Raw genomic sequence first — 25,224 nt, 5'->3', positions numbered from 1 at the left:
GGGTAAGAGTACACGTACCCGACCGCCAGGTGAAATCAGCTCCCCCCGTACCCGGATCTGCAGGTCAGGGCACGGCCCGCAGCCGACGGACCTCGCTGGACTGCAGCGTCTCCGGGTCCGCCTGGGCCTCGTACCAGGCGGCCAACCGCTCGTACGGCAGCGGCCGGCTGAACAGGAACCCCTGGCCGACCTGGCAGCCGATGTCCTGCAGCAGCTCCAGCGTCAGCTCGCTCTCCACACCCTCGGCGACCACGGTCAGCCCGAACTGCTGCGACAGGGTCACCACCGCGTTCACGATGGCCAGGTCGCCGGGGTCGGTCGCCATCCCCTGGACGAACGAACGGTCGACCTTGACCTCGTGCACCGGCAGCCGCCGCAGATGCGCCAACGACGTGTAGCCGGTGCCGAAGTCGTCCACCGACAGGCGTACCCCCAGGTCACGCAGCCGACGCAGGGAAGGCATCGGACGGTCGGTGCCGTCGAGCACCCCCGCCTCGGCGATCTCCAGGGTCAACAGCTCCGGCGAGACCTGCTGCTCCTCGAGCAACGCCCGGACCAGCTCCGGGAACTCCGGATCGGTCAGGGTCCGGGCAGAGAGGTTCACCGCCACCGGCAGTGGCTGCTGGCCGATCTGCCACTCCCGGCTGCGCCGCAGCCCTTCCCGCAGCACGAACTCGGTCAGCCGGCCGAGCTGGCCGGTGTGTTCGGCGACCGCCACGAAATCCTCCGGCGCGACCGACCCGTGCGTCGGATGCTCCCAGCGGGTCAGACACTCGACGCCGACCAACCGGCGGCCGTGCAGCGTCACCTTCGGCTGGTAGTAGACCTCCAGCTGCGCCTCGTCCAGCGCCGTCCGAAGGTCGCCGGCGAGCCCGAGCCGGCGGACCGACCGGGACTCCAGTGCCGGGTTGAACAGCTGGACCCCGCCGGGGATGGACTTCGCCGCCGTCGCCGCCAGGTCCGCCCGCTGCAGCAGCGTCGCCGCGTCACTGCCGTGGTCCGGATGCACCGCCACCCCGGCGACGGTGTCGACGTCCAGGGTCAGGGCGCCGAAGACCATCTGGTCGCGGATCTGGTCACGCAGCTCGGTGGCCAGCTGTACGGCCGCCTCGATGCTCTCCATCCGGAGCGTGACGACGAACTCGTCGCCGCCGCTGCGGCCGATCAGAGCCGACGACGGCACGTGTGCCCGCAGCCGACGGGCGACCTCGACGAGGACCTTGTCCCCGGCGGCGTGCCCGAGGGACTCGTTGACCTGGCGCAGACCGTCGACGTCGAAGAGCAGGACCGCGACGACCTCACCCGGTGCGCGGATGGCCACCGACTCGTCGAGGGCCGCGGTCAGCCGACGACGGTTGGCCAGCCGGGTCAACCCGTCGTGGGCCGCGTCGTAGCGCAGCCGGTCGACCAGCCGGGAGTTCTCCACCGCGACCGCGGCGTGCCCGGCGATGGCCTCCAGCAGCGTCACGTCGCCCGGCAGGAAATGCGCGGAGTCGCCGAGCCGGCCACTGACCTCGAGGCAGCCGATCACCAACGAACCGGCCCGCAATGGCACGACGACCGCGTTCCTGGTCCCCCATTCCCGCAGCGCGTCACCGAACTGACTGTCGCCGAACTTCCCGCCGACGGCGAGCGACGCGCCGGTGGCGAACACGTGTTCCCGCAGGACGTGCGGCGCGCCGGCCGTGTCGACCAGCCCCTGCCCGTCCGCGGTCGCGGAGAGCAGCACCTCCGGATAGCGGCCCTGTTTCGGCAACCACAGCGTCGCGTACTCGGCCTGCAGGACCTCGCGGACCCGTTTGAGCAGGACATCGGAGATGGTGCCATCGTGCGGAGTGTCGGCGATCGCCCTGGTCAACGCATAGATCTCGGACAGGGTCCGATTCTGGCGCAGCGACTGGGCATAGGAGCGGTACGCCAGCACGAAGGAGGTGATCAGGGCGACCAGCAGCACCAGCGCCCACTGGCTCTGGGCGAGCAGGATCAGGACCACCAGGCCGAACGTGGTGTTGATGAACGCGACGATGAGGCCGGGGACACTGGTGGTGGTGATCTCCCTTGTGGAGAGCCGCCCCTGCACCAGCGTGATGACCACGAGGACGGCCACCAGCGTGATGACCTGGTTGGCCGCCATCGCGCCCACCAGCGTCAGCCAGGTGTGCGGCTGCGCCGCTTCGAGCACTCTGGCGTTCACGACAATCGCCGTGGCGATCGATGTTCCCGCAGCGACGTTCGCCACGTTGAACCACAACTTGACGGGCGGCTGCCGGCGCATCATGTGGCCAATGACCGCCGCGATGACGCGCCCGATAATCAAGGTCAGTGGCGGGAGAAAGAACAGCCCCAGAAGAAACGGAATCTCACCGATGTTCAGGGTGAACGACTGCCGACGCACCTCGAAGAGAACGAGTGTCGCGTGCGCAGCGACGAACAGCCCGAGAAAAAGGAGCCCGAGAAGCCAGTCACCGGTTGGGGCCGGGTGACTGAGGCCTATGGCCACAGAAATAAGGACCGCCGTCAGAGCGAGCGGGCCGGTTACGTACCACGCCCGCTCCGACGAATGCCGCCCCGCAGCCTGTGGCCTAGGCACTCGACTCCCTCGATGTCAGGTCCAGTTCAGTTCCAACTGAAGTCGTAGAGCGAGACCGGCGCATCGATCGAGTCGTTGTAGTCAGGCTTGTCCACCGGCAAGACCACCGGCACTTCGTCACCGACCGTGACCCAGGCGTAAGCGGCCTGGGCGGCGGTCCCCGTGGTGAACGAGACAGCAATCCCTAGTGCGACGACCGCGACGACCCTGCCGAGCCGGCGGCCCATCGTGTGTCCACGCATGTTACAGACTCCCGTCCAGGAGGCGAATGACTTACGCGATTGAGGGGGCAGAGACTGATGGTGCCACACCGGACGGCACCAAGGGTAGGTTGACGCGGTCGGCCTGCACCTTCAGCACCGCCCATCCTAGCCAATCGGACGAGGAGAACCTTAGCGGCGGCTTTCCTCGGGGGCATTCGTCCCGTCGCAGGTCAGGCCGGCCGCTGGTAGATAACTCCGGGTTGGCGTGGACGTCACGGCATTGCCACGATCAGTACCGTAAACGGTGGCAGAGTCAAGGGAAGTGAGCACTTTGCGTCGACCGACATGTCGGATTTAATCCGATTCAGTAAAAGAAGTATTTATCACGTAATTTATACGACTATTAACTGAGATGCAGGTACGCAGCCCGGACCAGTGGCACCATCGACACGCCCCGTCGCCAGTTCTCGACGCTAAGCCCTAGGGGCAACTCAGCAGGGGCTCTTTCGGTTACAGCTCGGTGACGGCGGCTACTCGTCGGTTCGGAAATCGCAGCCCGAACGGCACGATGAGCCCGAAACCGGCACTCCGCCCCCAGCATCCCAGCGGATTACGTGGACCTACCACGCCGCGCTGGCACCAGCCAGGTCCCCAGCTCACCGGCCAGGTCCCCAGCTCACCGGGAGGCCCCCAGGGTCACGACCTGGTGCTCCGCCTCCCCGCCGGGCCGACCTGTGCAGTCCTTGCAGTCTCGCCCACCATCCGCCCACGGCGGACGACCCACCCGAGCCGGTCACCCGCCGATAGTGAATCTGCGACGTAGCAAATTGCTAGGTCTTCTTTTGAGACGACCCGACGTACCGCCGCCCGTGGCGGTCCTCGTTCGAGCCACTGAACCAGTGCACCCAACCTGCCAGGAGGGCGGCAAGCACCGACATACCGCCCTGATAGAGCGACGGCACCTCGGAGAAGCCGGCGAAGGTTGCGCTCCAGGTGGCACACGCGACGACAGCGGCCGGGATCAGGCCGCCGCGATACCGAGCGTTGCGGGCCCAACCGGAGTGTGACACGGCGACGCACGCGCATCATCCGAGCACGTTGGCGATCTTGTCGTTCATGCCGTCGTCCCCGCCGTCGACGCAGTCGGCGTACACCCGGGCCAGGACCCGCGACGCCATCCATGGCCTTCCGGCTGCCTCGCCGGTCCGAGAACGGGACCGACTTGCACCCGTGAACCCCGCTGACGGCTGGAAGTGGCGGGACCGGGCGGGACGACACGCCGGCCGTACGACAACAGCCCTTGACCTGTTAGTGCAGGTCAAGGGCTGTTGGTGCGCCTGGTGGCGGGTAGAGGATTCGAACCTCTGTAGCTTTCGCGACGGATTTACAGTCCGCTCCCATTGGCCGCTCGGGCAACCCGCCAGGGCGTGCCGCCTCGGCGCGCGAGGCAACGCAGGAAAGGATAGCGGCATCACCGGGCGTTCCCGCAACCGGGTACGGTCGGCGGGAGTCCACCGCTCGGTCACGTCCGAGCCACCGTCCAGACCCGCACTGGCAGGAGCAGATCATCATGGCAGCCAACCCGTCGTTCGACATCGTCAGCAAGGTCGACCGGCAGGAGATCGACAACGCCCTCCGGCAGACCGAGAAGGAGCTGTCCACCCGCTTCGACTTCCGTGGCACCGGGGCGGAGATCGCCTGGGCCGGCGAGGAGGCGGTCTCCCTGCAGGCGGAGACCGAGGAGCGGGTCAAGGCCAGCCTGGAGGTCTTCAAGGAGAAGCTGGTCAAGCGGAACATCTCGCTGAAGTCGCTGGACGCCGGTGACGCACGGTCGTCCGGCAAGGTCTACAAGATCGACTGCAAGATCATCCAGGGTATCGAGTCCGACAAGGCCAAGGCGATCAGCAAGAAGATCCGCGACGAGGGGCCCAAGGGCGTCCAGGCGCAGATCCAGGGCGACCAGCTGCGGGTGACCGGCAAGAAGCGCGACGACCTGCAGGCCGTGATCGCGCTGCTCAAGGCGGAGGACTTCGGCATCGCCCTGCAGTTCACCAACTACCGGTGAGCTGAGGCCGGCTGACGACGGGCCGGGCCGCTGCCCGGGGCCGCTGCCCGGGGCCGCATCAGGCCGGGATGCTCAGACCGTCTCGCTCAGCAGCACCCGGTCGGGGTCGGCCGCCGAGCGTGTTTCAGCCCGGCGGATCGGCCCGGCCGGCCAGGCGGCGACCGTCGCCGCCACCGCGACGGCGGCACCGGCGAACAGGAACGCCGCCGGCGGCCCGCCCCGCCCGTCGACGAGCACCCCGGCGACCGCGCCGCCGGCCGCGCTGAACCCGACCGCCATCGTCGCTACCCAGGTGTACGCCTCGTTCAGCATGCCGACCGGGGCGATCCGGCCGACCATCGTGTTCTCGACGGTCAGGGCCGGGGCGATCACCGCGCCGCCGAGCACCAGTGCCACGCCCAACGCCAACGGGTGCGGCATCACGGCGTATACGATGAAGCTGGCAGCGACGGCGGCGAGCAACCAGGCGAACTGGCGGGTGGCGTCGAGGGCCGGCCGGCGGGTGCCGAAGTAGATGCCCCCGGAGGCGCTGCCGATCGCCCAGATGGCCAGCAGGATCCCGGCCAGCCGGCCACCGTCGTCAGCTGAGGCGGCAGCGGCAGCGGAGGACGCCGCAGATGCGGCGTGCGCGGTCACGTACGCCGGCACGGCGACCCCGGCGGTGCCGAACGCGATGCCGAGACCGGCGACGCAGAGCAGCAGCGCCGGAAAGCCGGGTACCCGCAGCGGGCCGAGCCCTCGGGTGTGGGTGCCGGTGGGCTGCGGCCGCCACGAGCGCATGGCGGTGCCGAGGGCCACGGCGGTGGTGCCGGCCAGGGTCAGTACGGCGGCGGCGAGCAGCGCGGCGGAGGCGTCGGCGAGCACCACCGAGGCGGCGACCAGCAGTGGGCCGATCACGAAGACGAACTCGAAGATGGTCGTCTCGGCGGCGAGCGCGGTGTTACGCAGTGCGTACCGGCCGCTGGCCGGGTCGGTCAGGTGGGTCCAGGCGCCCCGGATGGCGGCGCTCAGCGGCGGATAGCTGGCGCCGGCGAGGCCGGCCATCGCGTACAGCAGCAGGATCGGGGCGTCGGCACGGATGGTGAACAGCAGGCCGACCAGGGCAACTGGGTGCGCGATGCCGGTGGTCAGCAGCACCGGGGTGGGGCCGAACCGGTCGGCGAGGCGTCCGGCGACCGGGCTGACGACCGCACCGGCGACGGCATAGATGCCGCCGGCGACGGCGGCGAGGGAGTATTTTCCGGTGACGTCGCTGATCGCCAGGAGCAGGGCGAGCGGGGTCATGCCGATGCTGAGTCGGCCGATGACGCCGGCCAGCAGCAGGGTGGGGCCGCCGGGGATCCGCCAGACTTCGGCATATTTACGTAGCCCGCCCACCGGGCCTCCTCAGTGTTGCGGGTGGCACCGACGGCGGTGAACCTCGTGGTCGGCGGGCCGACCACAGGTAACGGGTGGTCGACCTGCCGACCCTAACGCCGAACCGGTCGCACCCCCAGCCGATTTCCTCGGCCAGGGGTGCGAATCCGATCACAGAGAGCGGTCAGCGACCGGCTCGACCAGGCCGGCGCGTGGGGCGGTGTCAGCGGCGCGACACCGGACCGGCGTACGCCAGCTGCTCCAGCCGGGCAACCCGCTGCTCCATCGGCGGGTGGGTGGAGAACAGCGCGGCGAACCCGCCCTTGCGCAGCGGGTTGTCGATCATCAGGTGGGCCGAGCTGGCGAGCTGGCCCTCGGCCGGCAACGGCATCCGTTGCGTACCCATGTGAATCTTGCGCAGGGCGCTGGCCAGCGCGAGCGGGTCGCGGGTCAGGGCGGCGCCGGACGCGTCCGCCTGGTACTCGCGGTTGCGGCTGATCGCCAGCTGGATGATCGACGCGGCCAGGGGGCCGAGGATCAGCATGCCGAGCAGCGCCAACGGGTTGGCGCCCTCCTCGTCGTCCCCGCCACCGAACGGCAGGAACCACGCCAGGTGCGCCAGCATGGTGACGATGCCGGCGAGCGACGCCGCGACGCTGGAGATCAGAATGTCGCGGTTGTAGACGTGGGACAGTTCGTGACCGATGACGCCGCGCAGTTCGCGGTAGTCGAGGATCTGCACGATCCCCTGGGTGACGCAGACCGCGGCGTTGGCCGGGTTGCGGCCGGTCGCGAAGGCGTTCGGCTGCATGGTCGGGCTGACGTACAGCCGGGGCATCGGCTGGCCGGCCTCGACCGCCAGCTCGCGGACCATCTGGTAGAGCGCCGGGAACTCCGCTTCGCTGACGGGCCGGGCCCGCATCGACCGCAGCGCGATCCTGTCGGACCAGAAGTAGGTGCCGGCGTTCATCGCCAGCGAGACGCCGACGGCGATGATCAGGCCGCCGCTGCCGCCGAACCAGTAGCCCACGCCGAGGATCATGGCGGTGAGCAGGCCGAGCAGGGCTGCCGTCTTGAGACCGTTGTGGTGGCTGTGCACGTTGACTCCTTCTCCACCGGGTCGTCGGTAAGACCCCACGGCAGGTGCAACGTCCAGATACCCGCGATCCATCCGCCAATAGCTGAGAGTTGACTGGGAATCAAGAGTCGGCGGCAAAGTTTTCGGTCAGCCTGCGACGACGTCAAACACCACTTGCGGGGCGAAACCGATCACTACCGCCACAATCGTCGCCACCGCCAGGGCCACCGCGACCGGCCACGCCACCGGGCCGCCGGGCACCGCCGGCGCGCCGTCGTCGCTCGGCATCACTGCCGGTCGGGCGTACAGCGTGGCACTGACCCGCAGGTAGTAGACCAGGCCGAGCACCGCGTTCGCCGCCACCACCAACGCCAGAACGCCGGCCCCGCCGACCAGCAGCGACCGGACCACCGCCACCTTCGCGAACAGGCCGGCCAGGCCGGGCGGCAGACCCGCCAGCCCGATCAGCGCGAACACCAGCGCCGCACCGACCCACGGCCGCCGCCGGGCAGCGCCCGCGTACTCGGCGATCGTGCCGCCGTCGCCGGCCGCCGGCCGCAACGCCACCACCGCCGCGAACGCCGCCAGCTCCAACACCACGAAGAAAACGGTGTACGCGAAGACCGCCGCGACCGCCACCGCCCGCTCCTCGACGCCCCGCCCGGCCAGCCCGGCGGCCGCCGCCAGCGGCACCAGGATGTAGCCGGCCTGCGCGATCGACGACCAGGCCAGCAGCCGCACCATCCGCCGCTGCCGCAGCGCCACCAGGTTGCCGACCGTCATCGTCGCCACCGCCAGCACCGCCAGCACCGGCCCGGAGGTGGCCAGCTGCGGGGTGAGCCCCTCGGCGACGACGGCGACGATCGCCACGACACCGCCGAGCTTCGACGCGGTCGACAGGTACGCGGCGACCGGCACCGGCGCACCGTCGTAGGTCTTCGGCGCCCAGGCGTGCAGCGGCACCGCCGCCACCTTGAACGCCAGCCCGGTCAGCAGCAGCACCAGGCCGACCCGGGCCAGCCGGGCCTGCCCGTCGGCCGAGCCGCCGACGACCGTACCGGCCGGACCCGCCGGCTCGGCCAGGCCGCTGGCGCCGGCGAGCAGGTCCAGGTGCACCGCGCCGTACGCGGCGTACAGCAGTGCCGCGCCGAGCAGCGCCACCGCCGTGGCGACCACACTGACGACGAAGAAACTCACCGCCGACTCGGCCGAGGCGACCCGCTGCCGGTGCAGCCCGACCAGGATGTACAGCGGCAGGGTCAGCGTCTCCACCGCCACGATCAGGGTGATCAGGTCGCCGGCGGCGCCGAGCACCACACCGCCGGTCATCGAACAGGCCAGCAGGAAGCAGTACTCCCCGACCGGCACCGCGCGGGCCCGCAGCGTCGGCGCCGACAGGGCCAGCACCCCGACGGTCAGCGCGGCGAACAGCAGCGCGACCAGGGCGGCCCGGTGGTCGGCTACGTACGAGCAGGCGAAGCCGTCCTCGCCGGGCACCCCGGACGGCGTACCGCAGAAGGTGGCCCGGGTCGGTCGGCCCAGCGCCACCGACGCGGCGACGCCGACCGCGACGGCCCCCACCGTCGCCGTCGCCACGGTGGCCGCCCGGCGGGCGGCGAACAGGTCGACCAGCAGGACGGCGACGGCGGTCAGCGCCGCCACGTACGCCGGCAGCAGCGCCACATGGTCGACCGACTGTGCTGCGGGTTCGCCGATCACCGGATCACCTCCAGCAGCACGTCCACCGGCACCTCGGCGACGCCGAGCACCAGCGTCGGCACCAGTCCGATGGCCAGTGCCGCCACCACCAGCGGCGCCCAGACCAGCGCCTCGGCGCGGCTGATCGCCGCCGCCGGGCCGGCGGCCCGCAGCGCCGGGCCGGCCGGGCCGTGGGTGACCCGGCGCAGCATCCGCAGCAGGTACGCGGCGGTCAGCGCCGCCCCGATCGCCGCCACCACCGCCAGGGTGATCCACAGTGGTCCGCCGCGCTGCCAGGCGGCGACGACGGCGAACGCCTCACCCCAGAAGCCGGCCAGGCCGGGCAGGCCGAGCGAGGCGAGCGCGGCGTAGCCGAGCAGCCCGGACAGTGCCGGTGCCTGTTCCCGCAGTCCGCCGAGGTCGGCCAGTTCACCGGTGTGGTAGCGGTCCTTGACCGCCCCGGCGAGGAAGAACAGCAGCCCGGTGATGACGCCGTGGGCGATGTTGCCGATCAGGGCGGCCTGGATGCCGGTGGCGCTGAGCGTGGCGACGCCGAGCAGCACGAACCCCATGTGACCGACGCTGGAGTAGGCGATCAGCCGTTTCAGTTCGGTCTGCGCCAGGCACACCAGGGATCCGACGATGATCGCGGCGACGGCGAGGGTCCCGAGCACCGGGGCGGCCCACCTGGCACCTTCCGGGGCGACGCCGACGGCGACCCGAATCAGCCCGTACGTGCCCATTTTGAGCAGTACCCCGGCGAGGATCACGCTGCCGACGGTGGGTGCCTGGCTGTGCGCGTCGGGCAGCCAGCTGTGCAGCGGCCAGAGCGGGGCCTTGACCGCGAAGGCCAGCGCCAGCAGCGTGAACGCCGCCAACTGGGTGCGCCTGGTGAGGTCGGCGCCGCCGGTGAGCACAGTCAGGTCGGCGGTGCCGGCGGCGGTCACCACGGTCACCACGCCGACGAGCAGCAGCACCGACCCGGCCAGGGTGTAGACGGCGAACTTCGTCGCCGCCCGCCGGTGCGCGCCCCCGTCGGCCTGGTCCTTTGTGCCGCCCCAGCCGGCGATGATCGCGTACATCGGCAGCAGCACGACCTCGAAGAAGACGAAGAACAGCACCAGGTCGAGGGCGAGGAAGGTGCCGATGATGCCGACCTCGACGACCAGCAGCAACGCGACCAACGTCCGCCCGTTGCGGGAGTGCGGCACCCGCCAGACGGTGTACGCGCAGCAGAGCAGCGTCAGCACGGTGGTGAGCAGCACCAGCGGGTACGAGATGCCGTCGACACCAATGTGGAACCGTAGGTCCAGGGCCGGCACCCAGGGCAGGTCCAGCTGGTGCCAGGGCAGCACCCCGGGTGGGCCGTCCAGCGGTGACCCGTACGCGAACCAGCCCGCCCCGGCCGGATCTCCCAGTAGCGGCAGGCTGGCCAGCACTGTCACCGCCGCGACGCCGGTGCCCAGCAGCCTCGCTGCTCTGTCGCCCCATAGCGGCAGGGCCACCACCAGCAGCGCCCCCAGCGCCGGCAGGATCAGTACGGCCAGCAGGGCGAGCTGCCCCGCCGTCATCGCGTCATCGGCGTACACGGCAGCGCCCGCCTCCCCTCAAGATCCCGACGATCTTGCAGTTATCGTTGGACAAAGTAGACAAATCCTCTCGATAACTGCAAGATCGTCGAGGAGGTGGGCGGGGAGGTGAGCAGGGTGAGGGCGGCGGTGACGAGGGCGAGCAGCAGGACACCGGCCAACACCAGGGTCACCGCCAACGGCAGCGGGCCGGCGAACCGGCGGCCCAGGATCCCCCCCAGCCCCAGTACACCCTTACCTACGCCGTTCACCGCCCCGCCCACGCCCCTTTCGTCGCCGACCCTGGCCATCCCCGCCAACGCCACGACGGGGCGGACCACCAAAGCCCGCTGCACCGCGTCCAGCCAGAACGCCGCCACAAACGCCGGCCGCAGCGGCCCCAGCGCCACCGTGGCCGGATCGGCGGCGGGATCCCGCCGGTGCAGCCACACCGCCGCGCCGACACCCACTGCCAGCAGCAGCAGCGGCAGCACCAGGTCGACGCCGCCATGGACCAGGTAACCCGGGGTGGTGGCCCCGAGCCAGCCGGCGACGGTAGGGCTGAACGCGGCCAGGCCGAGCAGCGCCGCCGGCACCGTCAACGCCAGCACCGGCCAACGCATCAACGCCGGCGGGTCGTGCGGGTGGGCGCCGGCGGGCAGCCGAGACGGCCCGAAGAAGGTACGCAGCAGCAGCCGGGTGGCGTACCAGGCGGTGACCGCCACCCCGACCAGCCCGGCGGTCCAGACCAGCCAGCCCAGCCACGCTGGAGCCGGCCCGTCACCGGGATGCCTGGCCGCATGGGAGGCCGCGTACAGAACGCTCTCCTTGCTCCAGAAGCCGGCCAGCGGCGGCAGCCCGGCAAGTGCCCCCAGCCCGACCGCCGTGGCGGCGAAGGTGACCGGCATCGGCCGACGCAGCCCGCCCATCGCCGACATCAGGTTGCTGCCGACGGCGTGGATGACGCAGCCGGCGGCGAGGAACAGCAGCGCCTTGAACGCGGCGTGGGTGAGCAGGTGGAACAGGGCGGCCGGCGGGGAGCCGACGGCCAACGCGCCGGTCATGTAGCCCAGCTGGGAGACCGTCGACCAGGCCAGGACCCGTTTGATGTCGTCGGCGGCGGTCGCCGCGAACGCGCCGAGCAGCAGGGTGACGACGCCGAGTACGCCGAGCACCACCAACGCGGCCGGGGCGGCGACGAAGATCGGGTAGAGCCGGACGGTCACGTACACCCCGGCGGCGACCATCGTCGCGGCGTGGATCAGCGCGGAGATCGGCGTCGGGCCGGCCATCGCGTCCGGCAGCCAGGTGTGCAGCGGGAACTGGGCGCTCTTGCCGGCCACCCCGGCGAGCAGCAGCAGCGCCGCCGTGGTGACCGTCGCCGGCGGGTAGTCGTGGGCGAGCACGTCGGCGATCCGGAAGCTGCCGGCACCGACGCCGAGCACCGCGACGCCGAGCAGGAATCCGACGTCGCCGACGCGGGTGACCAGGAACGCCTTCATGGCCGCCGCCGGGGCCTCGGGCAGCCGTCGGTCGTGGGCGATCAGCAGGTACGAGCAGGCGCCCATCACCTCCCAGCCGATCAGCAGCATGATCAGGTCACCGGCGACGACGACCAGCAGCATCGCGGCGGTGAAGAGGCTGACCTGGGCGACGTACGTCGGGTAGCGCTCGTCGTCGGCCAGGTAGGCGACGGAGTACAGCTGGACGGCCAACGCGACCGCGGCGACCGCGACGGCGAGCAGGGCGGCGGGGCCGTCGAGCCGTACGCCGAGCGTGACGGCGAGCCCGCCGAAGTCGATCCACGACCGGGACACGTCCACGGTCGGCGCGCCGGCGGCCAGCAGGGTGACGGCGGCGGCCAGGGCCAGTGCTGCCCCGCCGACGCCGAGGACGGCAGCGACCCGGTGGCGGGTGGTGGTCACCGTCGCACCTCCCGCACGGCGTCGTCGGCAGCGCCACGGTCGTCGGTGTCGTCGCCGAGTGGGACGTCGTCGACGACGACGCTGGCCCGTAGCCGGTACAGGTGCAGCACGATGGCCAGCCCGACGCCGATCTCGGCGGCGGCGATCACGATGATGAACAGGGCGAACGTCTGCCCGGTGTGTGGCAACGCGGCGCGGACCGTGCTGTCGGCGGTGACCAGCACCAGGTTGACGGCGTTGAGCATCAACTCGACCGACATCAGCAGCAGGACGGCGTTGCGGCGGCGCAGCACGCCGTACACGCCGAGGCCGAACAGCGCGGCGGCGACGACGTACGGGATGACCGGGCGCATCAGCTGCCGCCACCTGATCGGGGTGCCGCGCCGACGTCGGGGCGCGACAGCACGATCGCGCCGATCAGCGCGGACAGCAGCAGCACCGACAGCACCTCGAACGGCAGCACCCAGCTGCCGAAGATCACCGTACCGAGGCGGTCGGCGGTGCCGGCGGCCGGCAGTTCCACGCTGGACCAGCGGTACGCGTCGACGAACAACGCGGCCAGGCCCAGCCCGGCGCCGCCGCCGATCAGCGCGGCCGGCCAGCCGGGCCGGTCCAGGTCGGTGGCGGCCCCGATCGGTGCCCGGGTCAGCATCACCGCGAACAGCAGCAGTACGACGACCGCGCCGACGTAGATCAGCACCTGCACCCAGGCGACGAGTTCGGCGGCGAGCACCAGGTAGAGACCGGCGACCGCGCCGAGGCAGGCGACCAGGTACAGCCCGGCGCGGACGATGTGCCGGGTGCTCACCACCAGGGCACCGGCGCCGACGGCGACCGCGCCGAGGGCGAGCAGCAGGACGTCCGTACCGGTCACGCGCGGGCCCTGCCAGGTCCGGGGCCGGTGGCGCGGCCGGGGCCAGCGCCAGCGCCGGGGCCGGCGGTCTTGCGGGCGGCGGCCGTCTCCTCCTTGGCCGGTTCGCCGTTCGGGTCGTGCGCCGGTGGCGGCGGTACGCTGGCCAGCCACTCGCCGAGGTGCTCCTTGTCGTGCAGCAGGTCACGGATGTCGTACTCGGCGTACTCGAACTCCGGTGACCAGTAGAGCGCGTCGAACGGGCACACTTCGATGCAGATGCCGCAGTACATGCAGAGCGAGAAGTCGATGTCGAACCGGTCCAGCACGTTGCGCTGCCGGGCCCGGGCCGCGCCCGGCACCGACACCTCCTCCTTGTGCGAGTCGATGTAGATGCACCAGTCGGGGCATTCCCGGGCGCAGAGCATGCAGACGGTGCAGTTCTCGGCGAGCAGCGCGATCACGCCACGGGTGCGCGGCGGCAACTCCGGCGCGACGTCCGGGTACTGCTGGGTGTGCGTCGGGCTGACCATCGTCTTGAACGTGGTCGCCAGACCTTTCAGCAGTCCCTCGCCGTGTCCGTCCATGTGCTCATCCTGCCGAATCCGGCCCGCCCACGCGAGCACCTGATCTCACCGATCGACGATGGGGACCGGCGCCCCGCACGGCACGGCACGGCACGGCACCGGAGGCAGGCACGTTTCTGAGCGGTATTCCTCAGAGGAATAATTATTCCTCTGAGGAATACTCGCGATGCGCAATACCTGTCCGCCGCACCGCGCCGCACCGCACCGCGCCGCGCTACGTGGAGCCACTCGAGGTGCCGCGCGGGTGGGCGCGTCACCAGCGGCCGAGGCAGTGGAAGTCGGCGCTGGGTTCGACGGCCGGCGGGTGCGGGTCGGGTCCGGCTGTCAGGTCGACCAGCACCCACGCCGCCGTGGAGCCGGAGTTGCGGTCGGCGGGGAATCGGCGTACCGCCGCGACGGTGCCCTGCGCGGCGAGCGCGGCGGCGACGCGGTCCGGGTAGTCGCGGGGCTCGCCGCTGAGGTTGCGCCCGTGCACGTACCAGACGCGGCGGGCGTCGCCGAGCCATTCGGCGAGCCGCTGCGGGTCGCAGCTGCCGTGGCCGGGCGGGTAGAGCCGGACGGTGCGCGGCGCGATCCCGTACTGCGGCCCGTACCACTGGACCATCCGGTAGCTGAACCAGTAGACCAGCACCACGTCGCCGGGTCGGACCTGCCGGGCGACGTCGACGAGCGCGCCCGGCCCGGCGTCCTTGACCCGGGGTTCGCGCACCTGCCGGTACGCGGCCTGGGCCGCCGGGGCGGCGACCACCGGCAGCACCGCGACCGGCACCAGCACCGCGCCGACCAGCAGCGCTGCCCCGACGGCCGGGGCCAGGACGAGCCGGCGGCCGGCCCGCCGGAGCGCCCACCGGAGCGCCCGTACGCAGCCGTCCGCGCCGGCGACGACCAGGATCACCGTGGGGGCGATCAGCCAGGTGGCGACCCGGTCGGCCAGCGGCAGGCCGCGGACCGCCGCCGCCAGCACCGCCATCAGCAGTACGCCGCCGAGCATGGCGGCGTACTGTGGCCGGCCCCGCCGCACCAGTGCCGCGACCCCGGCCAGGGTGAGCGCCAGGATCAGCAGCGGGTACCGCCACTGCAGGGTGACGGTGACGAATCCGGTCCACATCTGCGGCAGCCAGGCGAGGATCTCGGCCGGCCCGGACCCGGCCGGCGGGGTGCCGCCGACGAAGTAGTCGGCCTGGCCGGGCATGAACGGGTACTGGCGGCGGCGGTGGATCAGCCAGGCGGCGAACGCGGCGGCCGGCAGCGCGCCGACGGCGAGCAGCAGCGTGTCGCGCCAGCGGCGGCGTACCGCTGTCACCAGGGTGGCTCCGGCGACGGCACCGGCCAGGGCGAGTACGGCGGTCAGGCTGACGAAGACCGCGACGAGGGTGGCCGCCACCCAGCCGACCAGCGGCAGCACGGTACGCACCCGGCGGGTGCGGGCCGCCGCGTCGGTGGCCAGGAGCACCGCCAGGGCGACGGCGGCTTCGACGGCGTACTGCTTGAGTTCGCCGACGTAGGTCAGGATCATCGGCGCGACGGCGATCGACGCGGTCGCGGCGAGGGCCGCCCACCGGCCGACCGCCCGGTGGGTGATGACCGCCGTCAACGCCAGGACGGTGAGCATGCCGAGCAGGGACGGCAGCCGCAGGACGCGTTCGTCGGCGCCGAAGGCGTACAGCAGGGATTTTTCCAGCCAGAGCCAGCCGACCGGGGCGACCTGCTGGAACTCCAGGCCCCGGGTGAGGGCGAGGAAGCCGCGCCGCAGGTTGATGGCGATGGCGGTCTCGTCGTTCCACAGCCAGGTGCCGGCGGCCCAGACGCGGACCTGGCCGGCCGCGCCGACGGCGAGCGCCACGGCGAGCAGGGCGTTGGGGACGAGCCCGGGGGCGACGCGCGGGAGGGTGAACCCGGACGTCTGCCGGGTCATCCGATGGCGACCTTGACCCCGGCGGTCAGCACCAGTTGGGCCAGGGCGAGCGGAACCAGTCCGAGCCAGCACAACCGTTGTAACTGGTCTTCCCGTAGTCGAGGAAACGACACCCGGATCCAGATGATGACGAACGCGACGGCGAACACCTTCAGCAGCGTCCACAGCCAGCCGAGCTGGTCGACGCCGAACGGCCCGTGCCAGCCGCCGAGGAACAGCACGGTGGTCAGCGCGGCGATGACGACGATGCCGGCGTACTCGGCGAGCAGGAAGAACGCGAACCGCAGCCCGGTGTACTCGGTGAGGTAGCCGAAGACGAGTTCGCTGTCGGCGATCGGCATGTCGAACGGGGGGCGGCGGATCTCGGCCATCCCGGCGAGGAAGAACACGACCAGGGCGGGGGCCTGCCAGATCAGCCACCACGGCTGCCACGCCTCGACGATGCCGGACAGGGACAGGGTGCCGGCGGCCATGGCGACGCTGGCGGCGGCGAGCACCAGCGGCAGTTCGTAGGCGAGCAGTTGGGCGGCGCCGCGTAGCCCGCCGAGCAGGCTGTACTTGTTGGCCGACGCCCAGGCGGCCATCAGCACGGCGACGACGCCGACGCCCATCACGGCCAGGACGAAGAACAGGCCGACGTCGAGCGGCTGGCCGACGAGGTCGTTCGGCCCGAGTGGGATGACGAGCAGGACCAGCAGGTACGGCACGAGGGCGATCGCCGGGGCGAGCCGGAACACCGGCCGGTCAGCGGCGCGTGGGGTGATGTCCTCTTTCTGCACGAACTTGACGCCGTCGGCGACGAGTTGCGCCCAGCCGTGGAACCCACCGGCGTACATCGGGCCGAGCCGGCCCTGCATGTGGGCCATCGCCTTGTGTTCCATCTGTCCGACGAGCAGCGGCAGGGTGAGGAACGCGACGACGACGGCACCGACCCGGATCGTCAACTCCAGCCAGAGCGGCATCAGGCCGTACCTCCGTCGGGGTTGGCTTTGGCGGCCTGCGGACCCCATTCGGTCGGCAGCGGTACGCCCGGTGGCCGCATCGGGGCGCGTTTGGCTCCGCCGCCGCCGGGCTCGCCGGGTTCTTTCGCGCCCGGCCACGGTTTCGCGACCCGGGAGGCGAGGACGAACTCCTTGCGCAGCGGGTGGCCTTCGAACTGGGGTGGCAGCAGCAGCGGGGTCAGGTTGGGGTGGCCGGTGAAGTCGATGCCGAACATTTCGTGGGTTTCCCGCTCGTGCCAGTCGGCGCCGGGGAAGACGTCGACGACGCTGGGCAGCTGCGGGTTGTCGCGGGGCACCCTGGTCCGCAGCAGTACGCCGTGCCGGTGCCGGACCGACCACAGGTGGGCGACGATGGCGAACCCGGCGTCGAGTTCGTCGACGGCGGACAGCCAGTCGAAGAAGTCGCACGCGAGGTCGGTGTCGTCGCGGGCGGTGCGCAGCGCGGCCGGCCACCTGTCGACCGGTACGTCGATGGTGGCCCGCGCGTAGGCGCCCCCGCCTGCGGAGACCGTTGCGGTGACACCGTGGGTCAGGCCCGACTGTTCCAGCAGGGTGACCAGATGAGCGCCGATCTCCTCCGGGGTCATGCCACTGATCCTAAGGCTGGTCGCGGCGCCGGGTGAGGTACGCCGTCTCGGCGGTGTTGCCGGCCAGCGCGATGGCCTGGTCGTACGCGGCCCGCGCCGCTTCGCCTCGGCCCAGCCGGCGCAGCAGCTCGGCGCGGGTGGCGTGGAAGGCGTGGTAGCCCTGCAGCGGCAGAGTGTCCACCTGGGCCAGGGCGACCTGTGGGCCGTCGAGTTCGGCGACGGCGATCGCCCGGTTGAGCCGTACGATCGGCGACGGGTCGAGGCGGGTCAGCTGGTCGTAGAGGGCGACGATCTGCGACCAGTCGGTGTCCCGGGCATCGCGGGCGTCGGTGTGGACGGCGTTGATCGCGGCGAGGAGCTGGTAGCGGCCCGGTGGCTGGCCGCTGGCGAGGCGGGCGCGGACCAGGGCGTGGCCTTCGGCGATCAGCTCGCGGCCCCAGGCGCGACGGTCCTGCTGGTCGAGGGGGACGAGCGCACCACCGGCCGACACCCTGGCGGCCCGGCGAGCCTCGGTGAGCAGCATCAACGCCAGCAGTCCGGCGGCCTCACCAGCAGCCTCGCCGTCGGCCGCACGGTCGGTCGGCCCGTCGGCTGGCAGCAGGGCATGGACCAGCCGGGTCAGCCGGATCGCCTCGGCGGTCAGGTCGCCGCGGATCGCGTCCTGCTCCGGGTTGGAGCTCAGGTAGCCCTCGTTGAAGATCAGGTAGAGGACGGCGAGCACGCCGGTGACCCGGGCCGGCACGTCCGCCGGCGACGGCACGCCGTACGGAATCTTCGCGGCTTTGATTTTCTCTTTCGCCCGGGTGATCCGCCGGCCCATCGCGGCCTCGCCGACCAGGAAGGCGCGGGCGATCTCGGGCACGGTGAGCCCGCCGACCATCCGCAGCGTCAACGCGACCCGGGCCGGCATGGCGAGAGCCGGATGGCAGCAGGTGAAAACGAGGCGGAGCCGGTCGTCGTCGATGGCACCGCCGGGCGGGGCAGCGGTGCCGAACAGGTCAGTGGGATCGGACAGCATCAGCGCCTCCCGGTGTTTCGCCGCGCGCCGGGCCTCGCGCCGTAACCGGTCGATGGCCTTGCGGTGGGCGGTGGTGGTGAGCCACCCGCCCGGGTTCGGCGGGACGCCGTCGACCGGCCAGCGCTCGACGGCGGTCGCGAACGCCTCGGCGGCCATCTCTTCGGCGATGTCGAGGTCACCGAAGCGCGCGACCAGGGTGGCGACGACCCGGGCCCACTGTGCACGATGGACCCGGGTGATCACCTCGTCGACGTCACTCATCCGGCTGCGTCACTCATCCGGCTGACCCGCCCGCTCATCCGCCCAGCAACGGCCGGAGCTCGACCCGGCGGTTGCAGTGCTTCGAGCCCAGGGCGGCGAGCCGCAACGCCACGTCCAGGTGCGGGGCTTCGATGATCCAGAAGCCGGCGATCCACTCCTTCGACTCCAGGTAGGGCCCGTCGGTGAACACCGGCTCGGTGTCCGGCCACGCCGACCCGGCCCGGCCGTCGACGACCGTTGCCGTGTCAGGTGCGGCGAGGCCGCCGGCGAAGACCCAGTGGCCGTCGGTCTTGAGCTGCTCGTTGAAGGCACCGATCGCGGCCATCTCCGGCTCGGTGGCGAGGTCGGTCGAATCAGTCAGAACGGACATCAGGTACTGCACCATCGGGATCGTCTCCTGTCGTCGGGTGGCCGCCCCTCGGGCCGGCGCTCACCCCTACTACGAACGCTGCCGTCTCGATCCGACACGCTCCACCGAGATTTCGGGCTCGTCTTTCGCGGTGTAGCTTCCGCCGGGCGGGGAACTCTCCGCGTATGCGCGCATTGACTGTCACCCCGGGCAAGGCCGATTCGCTGCGGCTCGTCGACGACGCGCCGGAGCCGTCGCGCGACGAGGGCGAGGTGCTGGTCGAGGCGGTCGCGGTCGGCATCTGCGGTACGGATTCGGAAATCCTTGCCGGTGACTACGGCGAGCCGCCGGACGGGCGGGACGATCTGGTGATCGGCCACGAGTCGCTGGGGCGGGTGATCGAGGACCCGACCGGCACGATGCAGCCGGGTGACCTGGTCGCCGGGATCGTCCGGCACCGCGATCCGGTGCCGTGCCCGTACTGCGCGGCCGGCGAGTGGGATCTGTGCAGCAACGGCCGGTACACCGAGTGTGGGATCAAGGGCGTCGACGGGTTCGGCCGGCAACGCTGGCGGGCTCCCGCCGAGTACGTGGTGGCGTTGCGCCCGGAGCTGGGGCTGGCGGGGGTGCTGCTGGAGCCGACGAGTGTGGTGGCGAAGGCGTGGGACCACGTCGACCGGATCGGTGCGCGGGGGTTCTGGGCGCCGCAGCGGGTGCTGGTCACCGGGGCCGGCCCGATCGGCCTGCTGGCGGCGCTGCTGAGTGTGCAACGTGGCCTGGAGACGCACGTGTTGGCGCGCGGCACGTCCGGGCCGAAGCCGGAGCTGGCCCGGCGGCTGGGTGCGACGTACCACACGGTGCCGGTGGCGGAGCTGGACTTCGACCCGGACGTGATCATCGAGTGCACGGGTGCGCCGCCGGTGGTGCACGACGTATTCGGCAAGCTGGCCCCGAACGGCGTCGGCTGCCTGACCGGGATCAACGCGAGTGCCCACCACGTCGAGTTGGATCTCAACGAGCTGAACCGCTGCCTGGTGTTGAAGAACAACGTCATTTTCGGCACGGTCAACGCCAACCGGCGGCACTGGCGGCAGGCGGCGGATGCGCTGGCCCGCGCCGACCACGACTGGCTGATGGGCATGATCACCCACCGGTACGGCCTGGACGACTACGCCCAGGCGTACGCCGAGCAGGGCGGCATCAAGACCGTCATCGAGTTCTGACAGCAGCGCCCGCAGCGCCGGGCTGGTCTTGCTGGGGTGATCCACTCTCGCCGTTTTCTACACCACACACGTTAAGCGTCGACCATAAGGTATGTGGTGTAGAAAACGGCGATCCGCACCGCGGGCCGACAGCTCAGATCGGCCGCCAGTGGGCGGCGTGGGCGGTGCAGAAGTCGCGCAGGCTGGTCGGTGCCCGGCCGGTGACGTCGGCGACCGTACTGGTGGTCCGGTCCTCGGAGCCGGCGGCGATGGCCGCGTCCATGCCGGCGAGCAGGGCGGCGAAGCCGTCCGGGATGCCGAAGCCGGCGAGCCGGTGCCGCATCGTGGCGACGTCGACCGTACGGTGCCGGACCGGCCGGCCGCTGACCTCGCTGATCATCGCGGCGACGTCGGCGTAGCTGTGCGTCTGCGGGCCGGTGAGCAGGTGCTCGGCGTTGTGCGGGGTCGGGTCGGTCAGGGCCCGTACGGCGACGGCGGCGATGTCGGCGGCGTCGATGAAGCCGACCCGGCCGTCGCCGGTGGCGGTGACGATCTCGCCGTCGCGCAGGATGCTGTGCGCGTGCGGGTGCGCGCCGACGAAGTTATGCATGAACCAGGACGGGCGCAGCACCGTCCACTGCGGGAGCCGGTCGGCGATGGTGGCGTGCAGTTGGCCGGGGCCGGGGTCGCCGGTGCGGACCGCCGATGAGCTGAGCAGCACGATCCGGCGTACGCCGGCGTCCTGGGCCAGGTCGAGGAACGCGCCGACCTGGCCGACTGGGTCGGCGCTGGCCGGCGGCGGCATCAGGTAGACGGCGTGGACGCCGTCGACGGCAGGCTGGTGGGTGGCCGGGTCGTGCCAGTCGAAGGGGACGTGGCTGGTGGCGGCGGCCGGGTCGGTGGGGCGGTGCCGGCTGGCGGCCCGCACCGGGTGGCCGGCTGCGGCGAGGGTGGCGACGATGTGCCGGCCGATGTTGCCGGTCGCCCCGGTGACCAGGACGGTCCGCTGATCAGCGTCAGACATCGGTGCCCGCCGGGGTCACGGCGGCGGGGCCGGGTGGAGGGAACGGGAACTCGGCGACCGCATCGTCGTGCCAGTGTGCGAGGAAGCCGGGCATGTCCTTGGCGATCAGTTGGTCGACGCAGCGGTGCAGCAGCTGAGCGGCGGGGCTGACGGTAGGGTTGTGCGCTTCGGTCACGGCGCCTCCTTCTATGATGCGGACTGTCGGTCCGGATCAACTATACGGACCGTCGGTCCGGATAAGCGAGGCGGGGCGAGAGGACGGTCAACCGTGCCGGCAGCAGCACGCAAGGAACGGGCCGACGCCGCCCGCAACCGGGAAACCGTGCTGGCCGCCGCCGGCCGGCTGCTCGGCGCCGCCGACGACCCGGACGAGGTCACCATGGACGCCATCGCCCAGGCGGCCGGCGTCGGCAAGGGCACCCTGTTCCGCGGCTTCGGCGACCGCACCGGCCTGCTGCAGGCCCTCGCCGCCCAGCGCAGCGCCACCCTGCAGGCCACCCTGCGAGACCCTCGCCAGGGAGCCGACCAGGAACCGGTGGCCCAGGTCATCGCGATCTTCGACGCGATCCTCGACTACAAACACACCAACCGGGCACTGGCGCTCGCGCTGGAAAGCGCCGGCCGGGGCAGCCCGTACCTCAACCCGGCGTACGACGAACTGCACCGCCACCTGGCCGCCATCATCACTGGCGTGCGCGGCTCGGAACACGCCGACTTCCTGGCGCACGCCCTGCTCGCCGCCGTCCGCAGCGACCTGCTGCACCAACTGCGCGACGAGCCGCCGGAGCGGATCAGGGCCGGCGTCGTCGCCCTGATCCGCTCCGTCCTCGGCTAACGGTCAGACCCAGGGCAGCTGGCCGTTGCGGAACAGGTCGACGAAGATCCGGTGGTCGGTGCGGGCGCGGGCACCGTACCGGTGGGCGAAGTCGACCAGGCCCTCGACGAAGCCGGCCTCGTCGGCGTCGACCGCCGCGACGATCGCCTCCTCGGTGGAAAAGTCGACCAGGTCGTGGCTGGACTCGTCGTCGGCGACCGAGTGCATCCTCGCGACCGAGTGGGCCAGGTCGGCGACGACGCCGGTCAGGTCGGCCAGTTCGTTGACGTCGGCCCAGTCCAGGTCGGCGGCGTACGGCGACACCTCGGCGACGAGTTGCCCGACGCCGCCGAGTTCGGTGTAGCCGAGCCACGGGTCGGCGTGGGCCTGCAGCGCCCGCTGCGATTCGGCGGTCCGGTGGCCCTGGTGGCGAAAGTAGGAGCGGACGCCGTCGTCGTCGATGTGCCGGGCGACGGCCGGCACCTGGGCCTGCTTCAGGTAGACGATGACGTCGTTCTCCAACGCCTGGGTGTGGCCTTCGAGCAGGATGCTGTACGACGGCAGCCCGGCGGAGCCGATGCCGACGCCCTTGCGCAGCACGATGTCCTTGATGTGGGCGGGGTCGGTGCGGCTGCCGTCGGCCCGCTGCGGCAGCGTGGTCAGGTAGTCGGCGAACGCGGCGGTGACCGCGGCCCGGGTGTCGTCGTCGATGGCGTACACGCCGTCGCGGTGGATGAACCGCCGCTCGTAGTCGTTGATGGTGGTGAGGTTCTCGAGCAGACCGACACGGGTGTTGAGCCGGGCTTCCTGCAGCACGTGGCGCAGCACGCCGGTGGCGTTGGCCAGGGTGATCGAGCCGATCGCTTCCTCGCCGCCGGCGACGATGGCCCGCAGTTCCGCCAGGTAGGCGGTGGCGAACGTGCGTACCAGGGTGCTGATGACGTCGTCGGAGAGCGCCTTGGCGTAGCCGATGAGGGCGACGCTGGCGGCGAAGCGCCGCAGGTCCCAGATGAACGGCCCGACATACGCCTCGTCGAAGTCGTTGACGTTGAAGACCAGCTCGCCGGAGCCGTTCATGTAGGTGCCGAAGTTCTCGGCGTGCAGGTCACCATGGATCCAGACGCGGCTGGTCCGCTTGTCGCAGAAGCTGTCGTCGTTGAACGGCCCGCCGGGGTCGGTCTGGTCGGCGTAGAACAGGCAGGCGGTGCCCCGGTAGAACGCGAACGGGCTGGCGGCCATCTTGCGGAACTTGCGCTGGAAGGCGGCCGGGTCGATGGCCATCAGTTCACCGAACTCGGCGGTCAGGATGTCGACGATCTGCGTCGCGCGCTGCGTCTCACTCACGTCCGGGCACGCTACCGCGCGAAGGCAACAGCTCCGCTGAGCGCCGGGTCAGAATCAGCTGTACGCCGAGACAGCTCGGCCGTTCAGCGAGTCGGTGGTTTGACGACCGGTGCGGTGAGCCGGTCGACCGGGGAGGCGAGCGGGTCGGGCCGGTGCACGCCGCCGATGCCGGAGCGCTCGGCGGCGATCTTCTCCTGCAGCCGCAGGATGCCGTGCAGCAGCGCTTCGGGCCGGGGCGGGCAGCCGGGCACGTACACGTCGACGGGGATCAGCTGGTCGACGCCCTTGGTCACCGAGTACGAGTCCCAGTACGGGCCGCCGCAGTTGGAGCAGGCGCCGAACGAGATGACGTACTTGGGTTCGGGCATCTGGTCGTATAGCCGCTTGATCGCCGGCGCCATCTTGTCGGTGACCGTGCCGGAGACGACCATCAGGTCGGCCTGGCGTGGCCCGTGGGCGAACGGGATGACGCCGAGCCGGATGAAGTCGTGCCGGCCCATGCTGGTGGCGATGAACTCGATCGCACAGCAGGCCAGGCCGAAGTTGAACACCCAGAGCGAGTAGCGGCGACCCCAGTTCAGCACGAACCGGATCGGCTCACCGAGCACCGCCGGCAACTGCACCACCGCGCCGCCACCTCCTCCGGCCCACGCCGCCCCGCGTACGGTCTCACCCAGTCAACCACACCGCCGTCGCTGGACCGGCGCTCAGCAGCAGTCGTCGCACTGCTCGCCCCGCCAGGCTTCGACCCCTTCGCGTACGGCGACGGCGGCGATGACCAGGCCGGCGACCGGGTCGGCCCACGCCCAGCCCAGCCAGGCGTTGAGGACCAGGCCGACGAGCAGGATCGCGGACAGGTAGGTGCAGAGCAGGGTCTGGGTGGAGTCGGCCACCACCGTCGCCGAGCCGAGCTCCCGTCCGGTACGGCGTTTCGCCCAGACCAGCAGCGGCATCACGACCACCGACACGGCGGCGATCCCGATGCCGACCGGGGACGGTGCCGCCTCGCCCTGGCCCAGCAGGGACCGGACGGCGTCAAAGCCGACCCATCCGGCGAGGGCGAAGAACGACACTGCGATCAGCCGCAGCGCGATCCGTTCGCGGGTCTCGGGCAGCCGGGAACGGAACTGCCAGATCACCACCAGCGCGGAGGACACCTCGATGAAGGAGTCGAGGCCGAAGCCGATCAACGCGGTCGACGAGGCCGCCGCGCCGGCCGCGACCGCGACAATGCCTTCGAGCAGGTTGTAGCCGGCGGTGGCATAGGCCAGGTGCAGGCTGCGCCGGTTGAGTCGGGCTCGCCGCTGCGGGGCCAAGGTCGACGTGGCGGTACTCATCGTGGCAGCGCCGTCGTGGTCGTCGTACCGCTGCCGTACGTCTGGCCCGTGCCGTACGTCGGGCACAGGTCGACGACGTCGCCGGTGGCCGCCAACACCCCTTCGGCGGCTTGGAGCAGGTCCATCAGTTCGGGGCGGGTCAGCGAGTAGAACGACTGTCGGCCCTCGACCCGGTAGTCGATCAGGCCGCAGTCGCGCAGGCAGGCGAGGTGCTTCGACACGGTCGACTGCGCCAGCCCCAGCGCTCCGGTGAGGTCCACGACCCGCGCTTCGCCAGCCGCGAGCCGCTGCACGATCCGCAGCCGGGTTTCGTCGGCCAGCGACCGGAACAGCGCCACAGCCGGCGTCATCCCGGCCGCGACGTTCGCGGTCACACACTGCCCAGCATCATCCATCGCCACAGCGCGATGATAGTCAGAAAGGGCGATGACTTGTCTAGCCAGCCCGTCCGT

General features: G+C 71.3%; 22 protein-coding genes, 1 tRNA gene and 2 pseudogenes. 3 read left to right on the top strand and 22 right to left on the bottom strand.

Translation table 11 applies throughout. The features are described 5' to 3' along the window. Positions 1-64: 64 nt before the first annotated feature. From ACN28F_RS19205 to ACN28F_RS19195, 3 genes are all read right to left on the bottom strand, one after another. Positions 65-2,590: a putative bifunctional diguanylate cyclase/phosphodiesterase gene (locus tag ACN28F_RS19205; RefSeq protein ID WP_421359041.1), complete on the bottom strand. Its 2,526-nt coding sequence runs from the start codon at positions 2,588-2,590 to the stop codon at positions 65-67. A 26-nt stretch (positions 2,591-2,616) separates the two neighbouring features. Then, the gene (locus ACN28F_RS19200) at positions 2,617-2,817 is read right to left on the bottom strand and encodes a hypothetical protein (protein ID WP_289209306.1); all 201 of its coding nucleotides are present in this window, start codon (positions 2,815-2,817) and stop codon (positions 2,617-2,619) included. 1,314 nt (positions 2,818-4,131) lie between these two features. Continuing rightward, positions 4,132-4,215, bottom strand: a tRNA-Tyr gene (locus ACN28F_RS19195). A gap of 148 nt (positions 4,216-4,363) precedes the next feature. Between ACN28F_RS19195 and ACN28F_RS19190 the strand changes: the two genes are divergently transcribed. Further along, on the top strand, positions 4,364-4,858 hold the full coding sequence (locus ACN28F_RS19190; protein WP_421359039.1) for a YajQ family cyclic di-GMP-binding protein: 495 nt from the start codon (positions 4,364-4,366) through the stop codon (positions 4,856-4,858). 72 nt (positions 4,859-4,930) lie between these two features. Here the strand turns inward: ACN28F_RS19190 and ACN28F_RS19185 are convergent, their stop codons facing one another. The 13 genes and pseudogenes from ACN28F_RS19185 to ACN28F_RS19125 form a co-directional block, all read right to left on the bottom strand. Continuing rightward, positions 4,931-6,235: an MFS transporter gene (locus ACN28F_RS19185; RefSeq protein ID WP_421359037.1), complete on the bottom strand. Its 1,305-nt coding sequence runs from the start codon at positions 6,233-6,235 to the stop codon at positions 4,931-4,933. A 202-nt stretch (positions 6,236-6,437) separates the two neighbouring features. Beyond that, positions 6,438-7,313, bottom strand: a complete 876-nt coding sequence (htpX, locus tag ACN28F_RS19180; protein ID WP_421359035.1) for a zinc metalloprotease HtpX — start codon at positions 7,311-7,313, stop codon at positions 6,438-6,440. 126 nt (positions 7,314-7,439) lie between these two features. Then, positions 7,440-9,011: an NADH-quinone oxidoreductase subunit N gene (locus tag ACN28F_RS19175; protein WP_421359033.1), complete on the bottom strand. Its 1,572-nt coding sequence runs from the start codon at positions 9,009-9,011 to the stop codon at positions 7,440-7,442. Then, the gene (locus ACN28F_RS19170; protein WP_289210819.1) at positions 9,008-10,561 is read right to left on the bottom strand and encodes a complex I subunit 4 family protein; all 1,554 of its coding nucleotides are present in this window, start codon (positions 10,559-10,561) and stop codon (positions 9,008-9,010) included. Before ACN28F_RS19170 ends, ACN28F_RS19175 begins: the two co-directional genes overlap by 4 nt. A 137-nt stretch (positions 10,562-10,698) precedes the next feature. Beyond that, positions 10,699-12,465, bottom strand: a pseudogene (locus ACN28F_RS19165) (NADH-quinone oxidoreductase subunit L); the annotation flags it as partial. 14 nt (positions 12,466-12,479) lie between these two features. Continuing rightward, the gene (gene nuoK, locus ACN28F_RS19160; protein ID WP_421359031.1) at positions 12,480-12,836 is read right to left on the bottom strand and encodes an NADH-quinone oxidoreductase subunit NuoK; all 357 of its coding nucleotides are present in this window, start codon (positions 12,834-12,836) and stop codon (positions 12,480-12,482) included. Beyond that, positions 12,836-13,357, bottom strand: coding sequence for an NADH-quinone oxidoreductase subunit J (locus ACN28F_RS19155; RefSeq protein WP_289209301.1), 522 nt, complete (start codon positions 13,355-13,357; stop codon positions 12,836-12,838). The genes nuoK and ACN28F_RS19155 overlap by 1 nt, the downstream gene beginning before the upstream one ends. Beyond that, positions 13,354-13,920 carry a NuoI/complex I 23 kDa subunit family protein gene (locus ACN28F_RS19150; RefSeq protein WP_421359029.1) on the bottom strand — a complete coding sequence of 189 codons (567 nt, stop codon included), beginning with the start codon at positions 13,918-13,920 and terminating at the stop codon, positions 13,354-13,356. The genes ACN28F_RS19155 and ACN28F_RS19150 overlap by 4 nt, the downstream gene beginning before the upstream one ends. A gap of 253 nt (positions 13,921-14,173) precedes the next feature. Further along, positions 14,174-15,835, bottom strand: a complete 1,662-nt coding sequence (locus tag ACN28F_RS19145; RefSeq protein WP_421359027.1) for a hypothetical protein — start codon at positions 15,833-15,835, stop codon at positions 14,174-14,176. Further along, positions 15,832-16,797, bottom strand: coding sequence for an NADH-quinone oxidoreductase subunit NuoH (nuoH, locus tag ACN28F_RS19140; RefSeq protein ID WP_289209298.1), 966 nt, complete (start codon positions 16,795-16,797; stop codon positions 15,832-15,834). Before nuoH ends, ACN28F_RS19145 begins: the two co-directional genes overlap by 4 nt. Further along, positions 16,797-17,423 carry an NADH-quinone oxidoreductase subunit C gene (locus ACN28F_RS19135; RefSeq protein ID WP_421359025.1) on the bottom strand — a complete coding sequence of 209 codons (627 nt, stop codon included), beginning with the start codon at positions 17,421-17,423 and terminating at the stop codon, positions 16,797-16,799. Before ACN28F_RS19135 ends, nuoH begins: the two co-directional genes overlap by 1 nt. Positions 17,424-17,433: 10 nt before the next feature. Beyond that, positions 17,434-18,702, bottom strand: a complete 1,269-nt coding sequence (locus ACN28F_RS19130; RefSeq protein WP_421359023.1) for an RNA polymerase sigma factor — start codon at positions 18,700-18,702, stop codon at positions 17,434-17,436. 34 nt (positions 18,703-18,736) lie between these two features. Beyond that, positions 18,737-19,087 carry a YciI family protein gene (locus ACN28F_RS19125; RefSeq protein WP_421359021.1) on the bottom strand — a complete coding sequence of 117 codons (351 nt, stop codon included), beginning with the start codon at positions 19,085-19,087 and terminating at the stop codon, positions 18,737-18,739. A 149-nt stretch (positions 19,088-19,236) separates the two neighbouring features. Here ACN28F_RS19125 and ACN28F_RS19120 point away from each other — a divergent pair, with 149 nt between their 5' ends. Further along, a complete protein-coding gene (locus tag ACN28F_RS19120; protein WP_289209294.1) occupies positions 19,237-20,274 on the top strand; it encodes a glucose 1-dehydrogenase in 1,038 nt (345 codons plus the stop codon). A 133-nt stretch (positions 20,275-20,407) separates the two neighbouring features. On the opposite strand, the gene ACN28F_RS19115 is transcribed toward ACN28F_RS19120, so the two are convergent. Beyond that, positions 20,408-21,277 carry an NAD(P)H-binding protein gene (locus ACN28F_RS19115; protein WP_421359018.1) on the bottom strand — a complete coding sequence of 290 codons (870 nt, stop codon included), beginning with the start codon at positions 21,275-21,277 and terminating at the stop codon, positions 20,408-20,410. After that, a complete protein-coding gene (locus ACN28F_RS19110; protein WP_421359016.1) occupies positions 21,270-21,452 on the bottom strand; it encodes a hypothetical protein in 183 nt (60 codons plus the stop codon). The genes ACN28F_RS19115 and ACN28F_RS19110 overlap by 8 nt, the downstream gene beginning before the upstream one ends. Before the next feature lie 93 nt (positions 21,453-21,545). On the opposite strand from ACN28F_RS19110, the gene ACN28F_RS19105 reads away from it, so the two are divergent. Then, positions 21,546-22,112, top strand: coding sequence for a TetR/AcrR family transcriptional regulator (locus ACN28F_RS19105; RefSeq protein ID WP_421359014.1), 567 nt, complete (start codon positions 21,546-21,548; stop codon positions 22,110-22,112). A gap of 3 nt (positions 22,113-22,115) precedes the next feature. Here ACN28F_RS19105 and ACN28F_RS19100 read toward each other — a convergent pair whose 3' ends face one another. The 4 genes and pseudogenes from ACN28F_RS19100 to ACN28F_RS19085 form a co-directional block, all read right to left on the bottom strand. Then, positions 22,116-23,372 (bottom strand): DUF2252 domain-containing protein, encoded by a 1,257-nt coding sequence (locus tag ACN28F_RS19100; RefSeq protein ID WP_421361448.1) that lies wholly within the window; start codon positions 23,370-23,372, stop codon positions 22,116-22,118. A 146-nt stretch (positions 23,373-23,518) separates the two neighbouring features. Then, the gene (locus ACN28F_RS19095; protein ID WP_282229447.1) at positions 23,519-24,058 is read right to left on the bottom strand and encodes an NADH-quinone oxidoreductase subunit B; all 540 of its coding nucleotides are present in this window, start codon (positions 24,056-24,058) and stop codon (positions 23,519-23,521) included. 90 nt (positions 24,059-24,148) lie between these two features. Further along, positions 24,149-24,772, bottom strand: a pseudogene (locus ACN28F_RS19090) (cation diffusion facilitator family transporter); the annotation flags it as partial. Then, on the bottom strand, positions 24,769-25,146 hold the full coding sequence (locus ACN28F_RS19085) for an ArsR/SmtB family transcription factor (protein WP_421359012.1): 378 nt from the start codon (positions 25,144-25,146) through the stop codon (positions 24,769-24,771). The gene ACN28F_RS19085 and the pseudogene ACN28F_RS19090, both read right to left, overlap by 4 nt. Positions 25,147-25,224: the final 78 nt, after the last annotated feature.

Origin of the sequence: Solwaraspora sp. WMMA2101 (assembly GCF_049179175.1) — a bacterium.
Taxonomy (GTDB): domain Bacteria; phylum Actinomycetota; class Actinomycetes; order Mycobacteriales; family Micromonosporaceae; genus Micromonospora_E.
Note: the sequence above shows the minus strand (reverse complement) of the source record. Positions and strands in the feature narration are given on the sequence as shown.

Excerpts from the sequence above, each read along its gene's own strand:
- ACN28F_RS19120 (WP_289209294.1), top strand. The coding sequence starts at position 19,237 with ATGCGCGCATTGACTGTCACCCCGGGCAAGGCCGATTCGCTGCGGCTC.
- ACN28F_RS19145 (WP_421359027.1), bottom strand. The coding sequence starts at position 15,835 with ATGACCCGGCAGACGTCCGGGTTCACCCTCCCGCGCGTCGCCCCCGGG.
- ACN28F_RS19135 (WP_421359025.1), bottom strand. The coding sequence starts at position 17,423 with ATGACCCCGGAGGAGATCGGCGCTCATCTGGTCACCCTGCTGGAACAG.
- ACN28F_RS19125 (WP_421359021.1), bottom strand. The coding sequence starts at position 19,087 with ATGGTGCAGTACCTGATGTCCGTTCTGACTGATTCGACCGACCTCGCC.
- ACN28F_RS19190 (WP_421359039.1), top strand. The coding sequence starts at position 4,364 with ATGGCAGCCAACCCGTCGTTCGACATCGTCAGCAAGGTCGACCGGCAG.
- ACN28F_RS19100 (WP_421361448.1), bottom strand. The coding sequence starts at position 23,372 with ATGGCCATCGACCCGGCCGCCTTCCAGCGCAAGTTCCGCAAGATGGCC.
- ACN28F_RS19150 (WP_421359029.1), bottom strand. The coding sequence starts at position 13,920 with ATGGACGGACACGGCGAGGGACTGCTGAAAGGTCTGGCGACCACGTTC.
- ACN28F_RS19200 (WP_289209306.1), bottom strand. The coding sequence starts at position 2,817 with ATGGGCCGCCGGCTCGGCAGGGTCGTCGCGGTCGTCGCACTAGGGATT.
- ACN28F_RS19170 (WP_289210819.1), bottom strand. The coding sequence starts at position 10,561 with ATGACGGCGGGGCAGCTCGCCCTGCTGGCCGTACTGATCCTGCCGGCG.
- nuoH (WP_289209298.1), bottom strand. The coding sequence starts at position 16,797 with ATGCCGCTCTGGCTGGAGTTGACGATCCGGGTCGGTGCCGTCGTCGTC.
- ACN28F_RS19130 (WP_421359023.1), bottom strand. The coding sequence starts at position 18,702 with ATGAGTGACGTCGACGAGGTGATCACCCGGGTCCATCGTGCACAGTGG.
- nuoK (WP_421359031.1), bottom strand. The coding sequence starts at position 12,836 with ATGCGCCCGGTCATCCCGTACGTCGTCGCCGCCGCGCTGTTCGGCCTC.
- ACN28F_RS19115 (WP_421359018.1), bottom strand. The coding sequence starts at position 21,277 with ATGTCTGACGCTGATCAGCGGACCGTCCTGGTCACCGGGGCGACCGGC.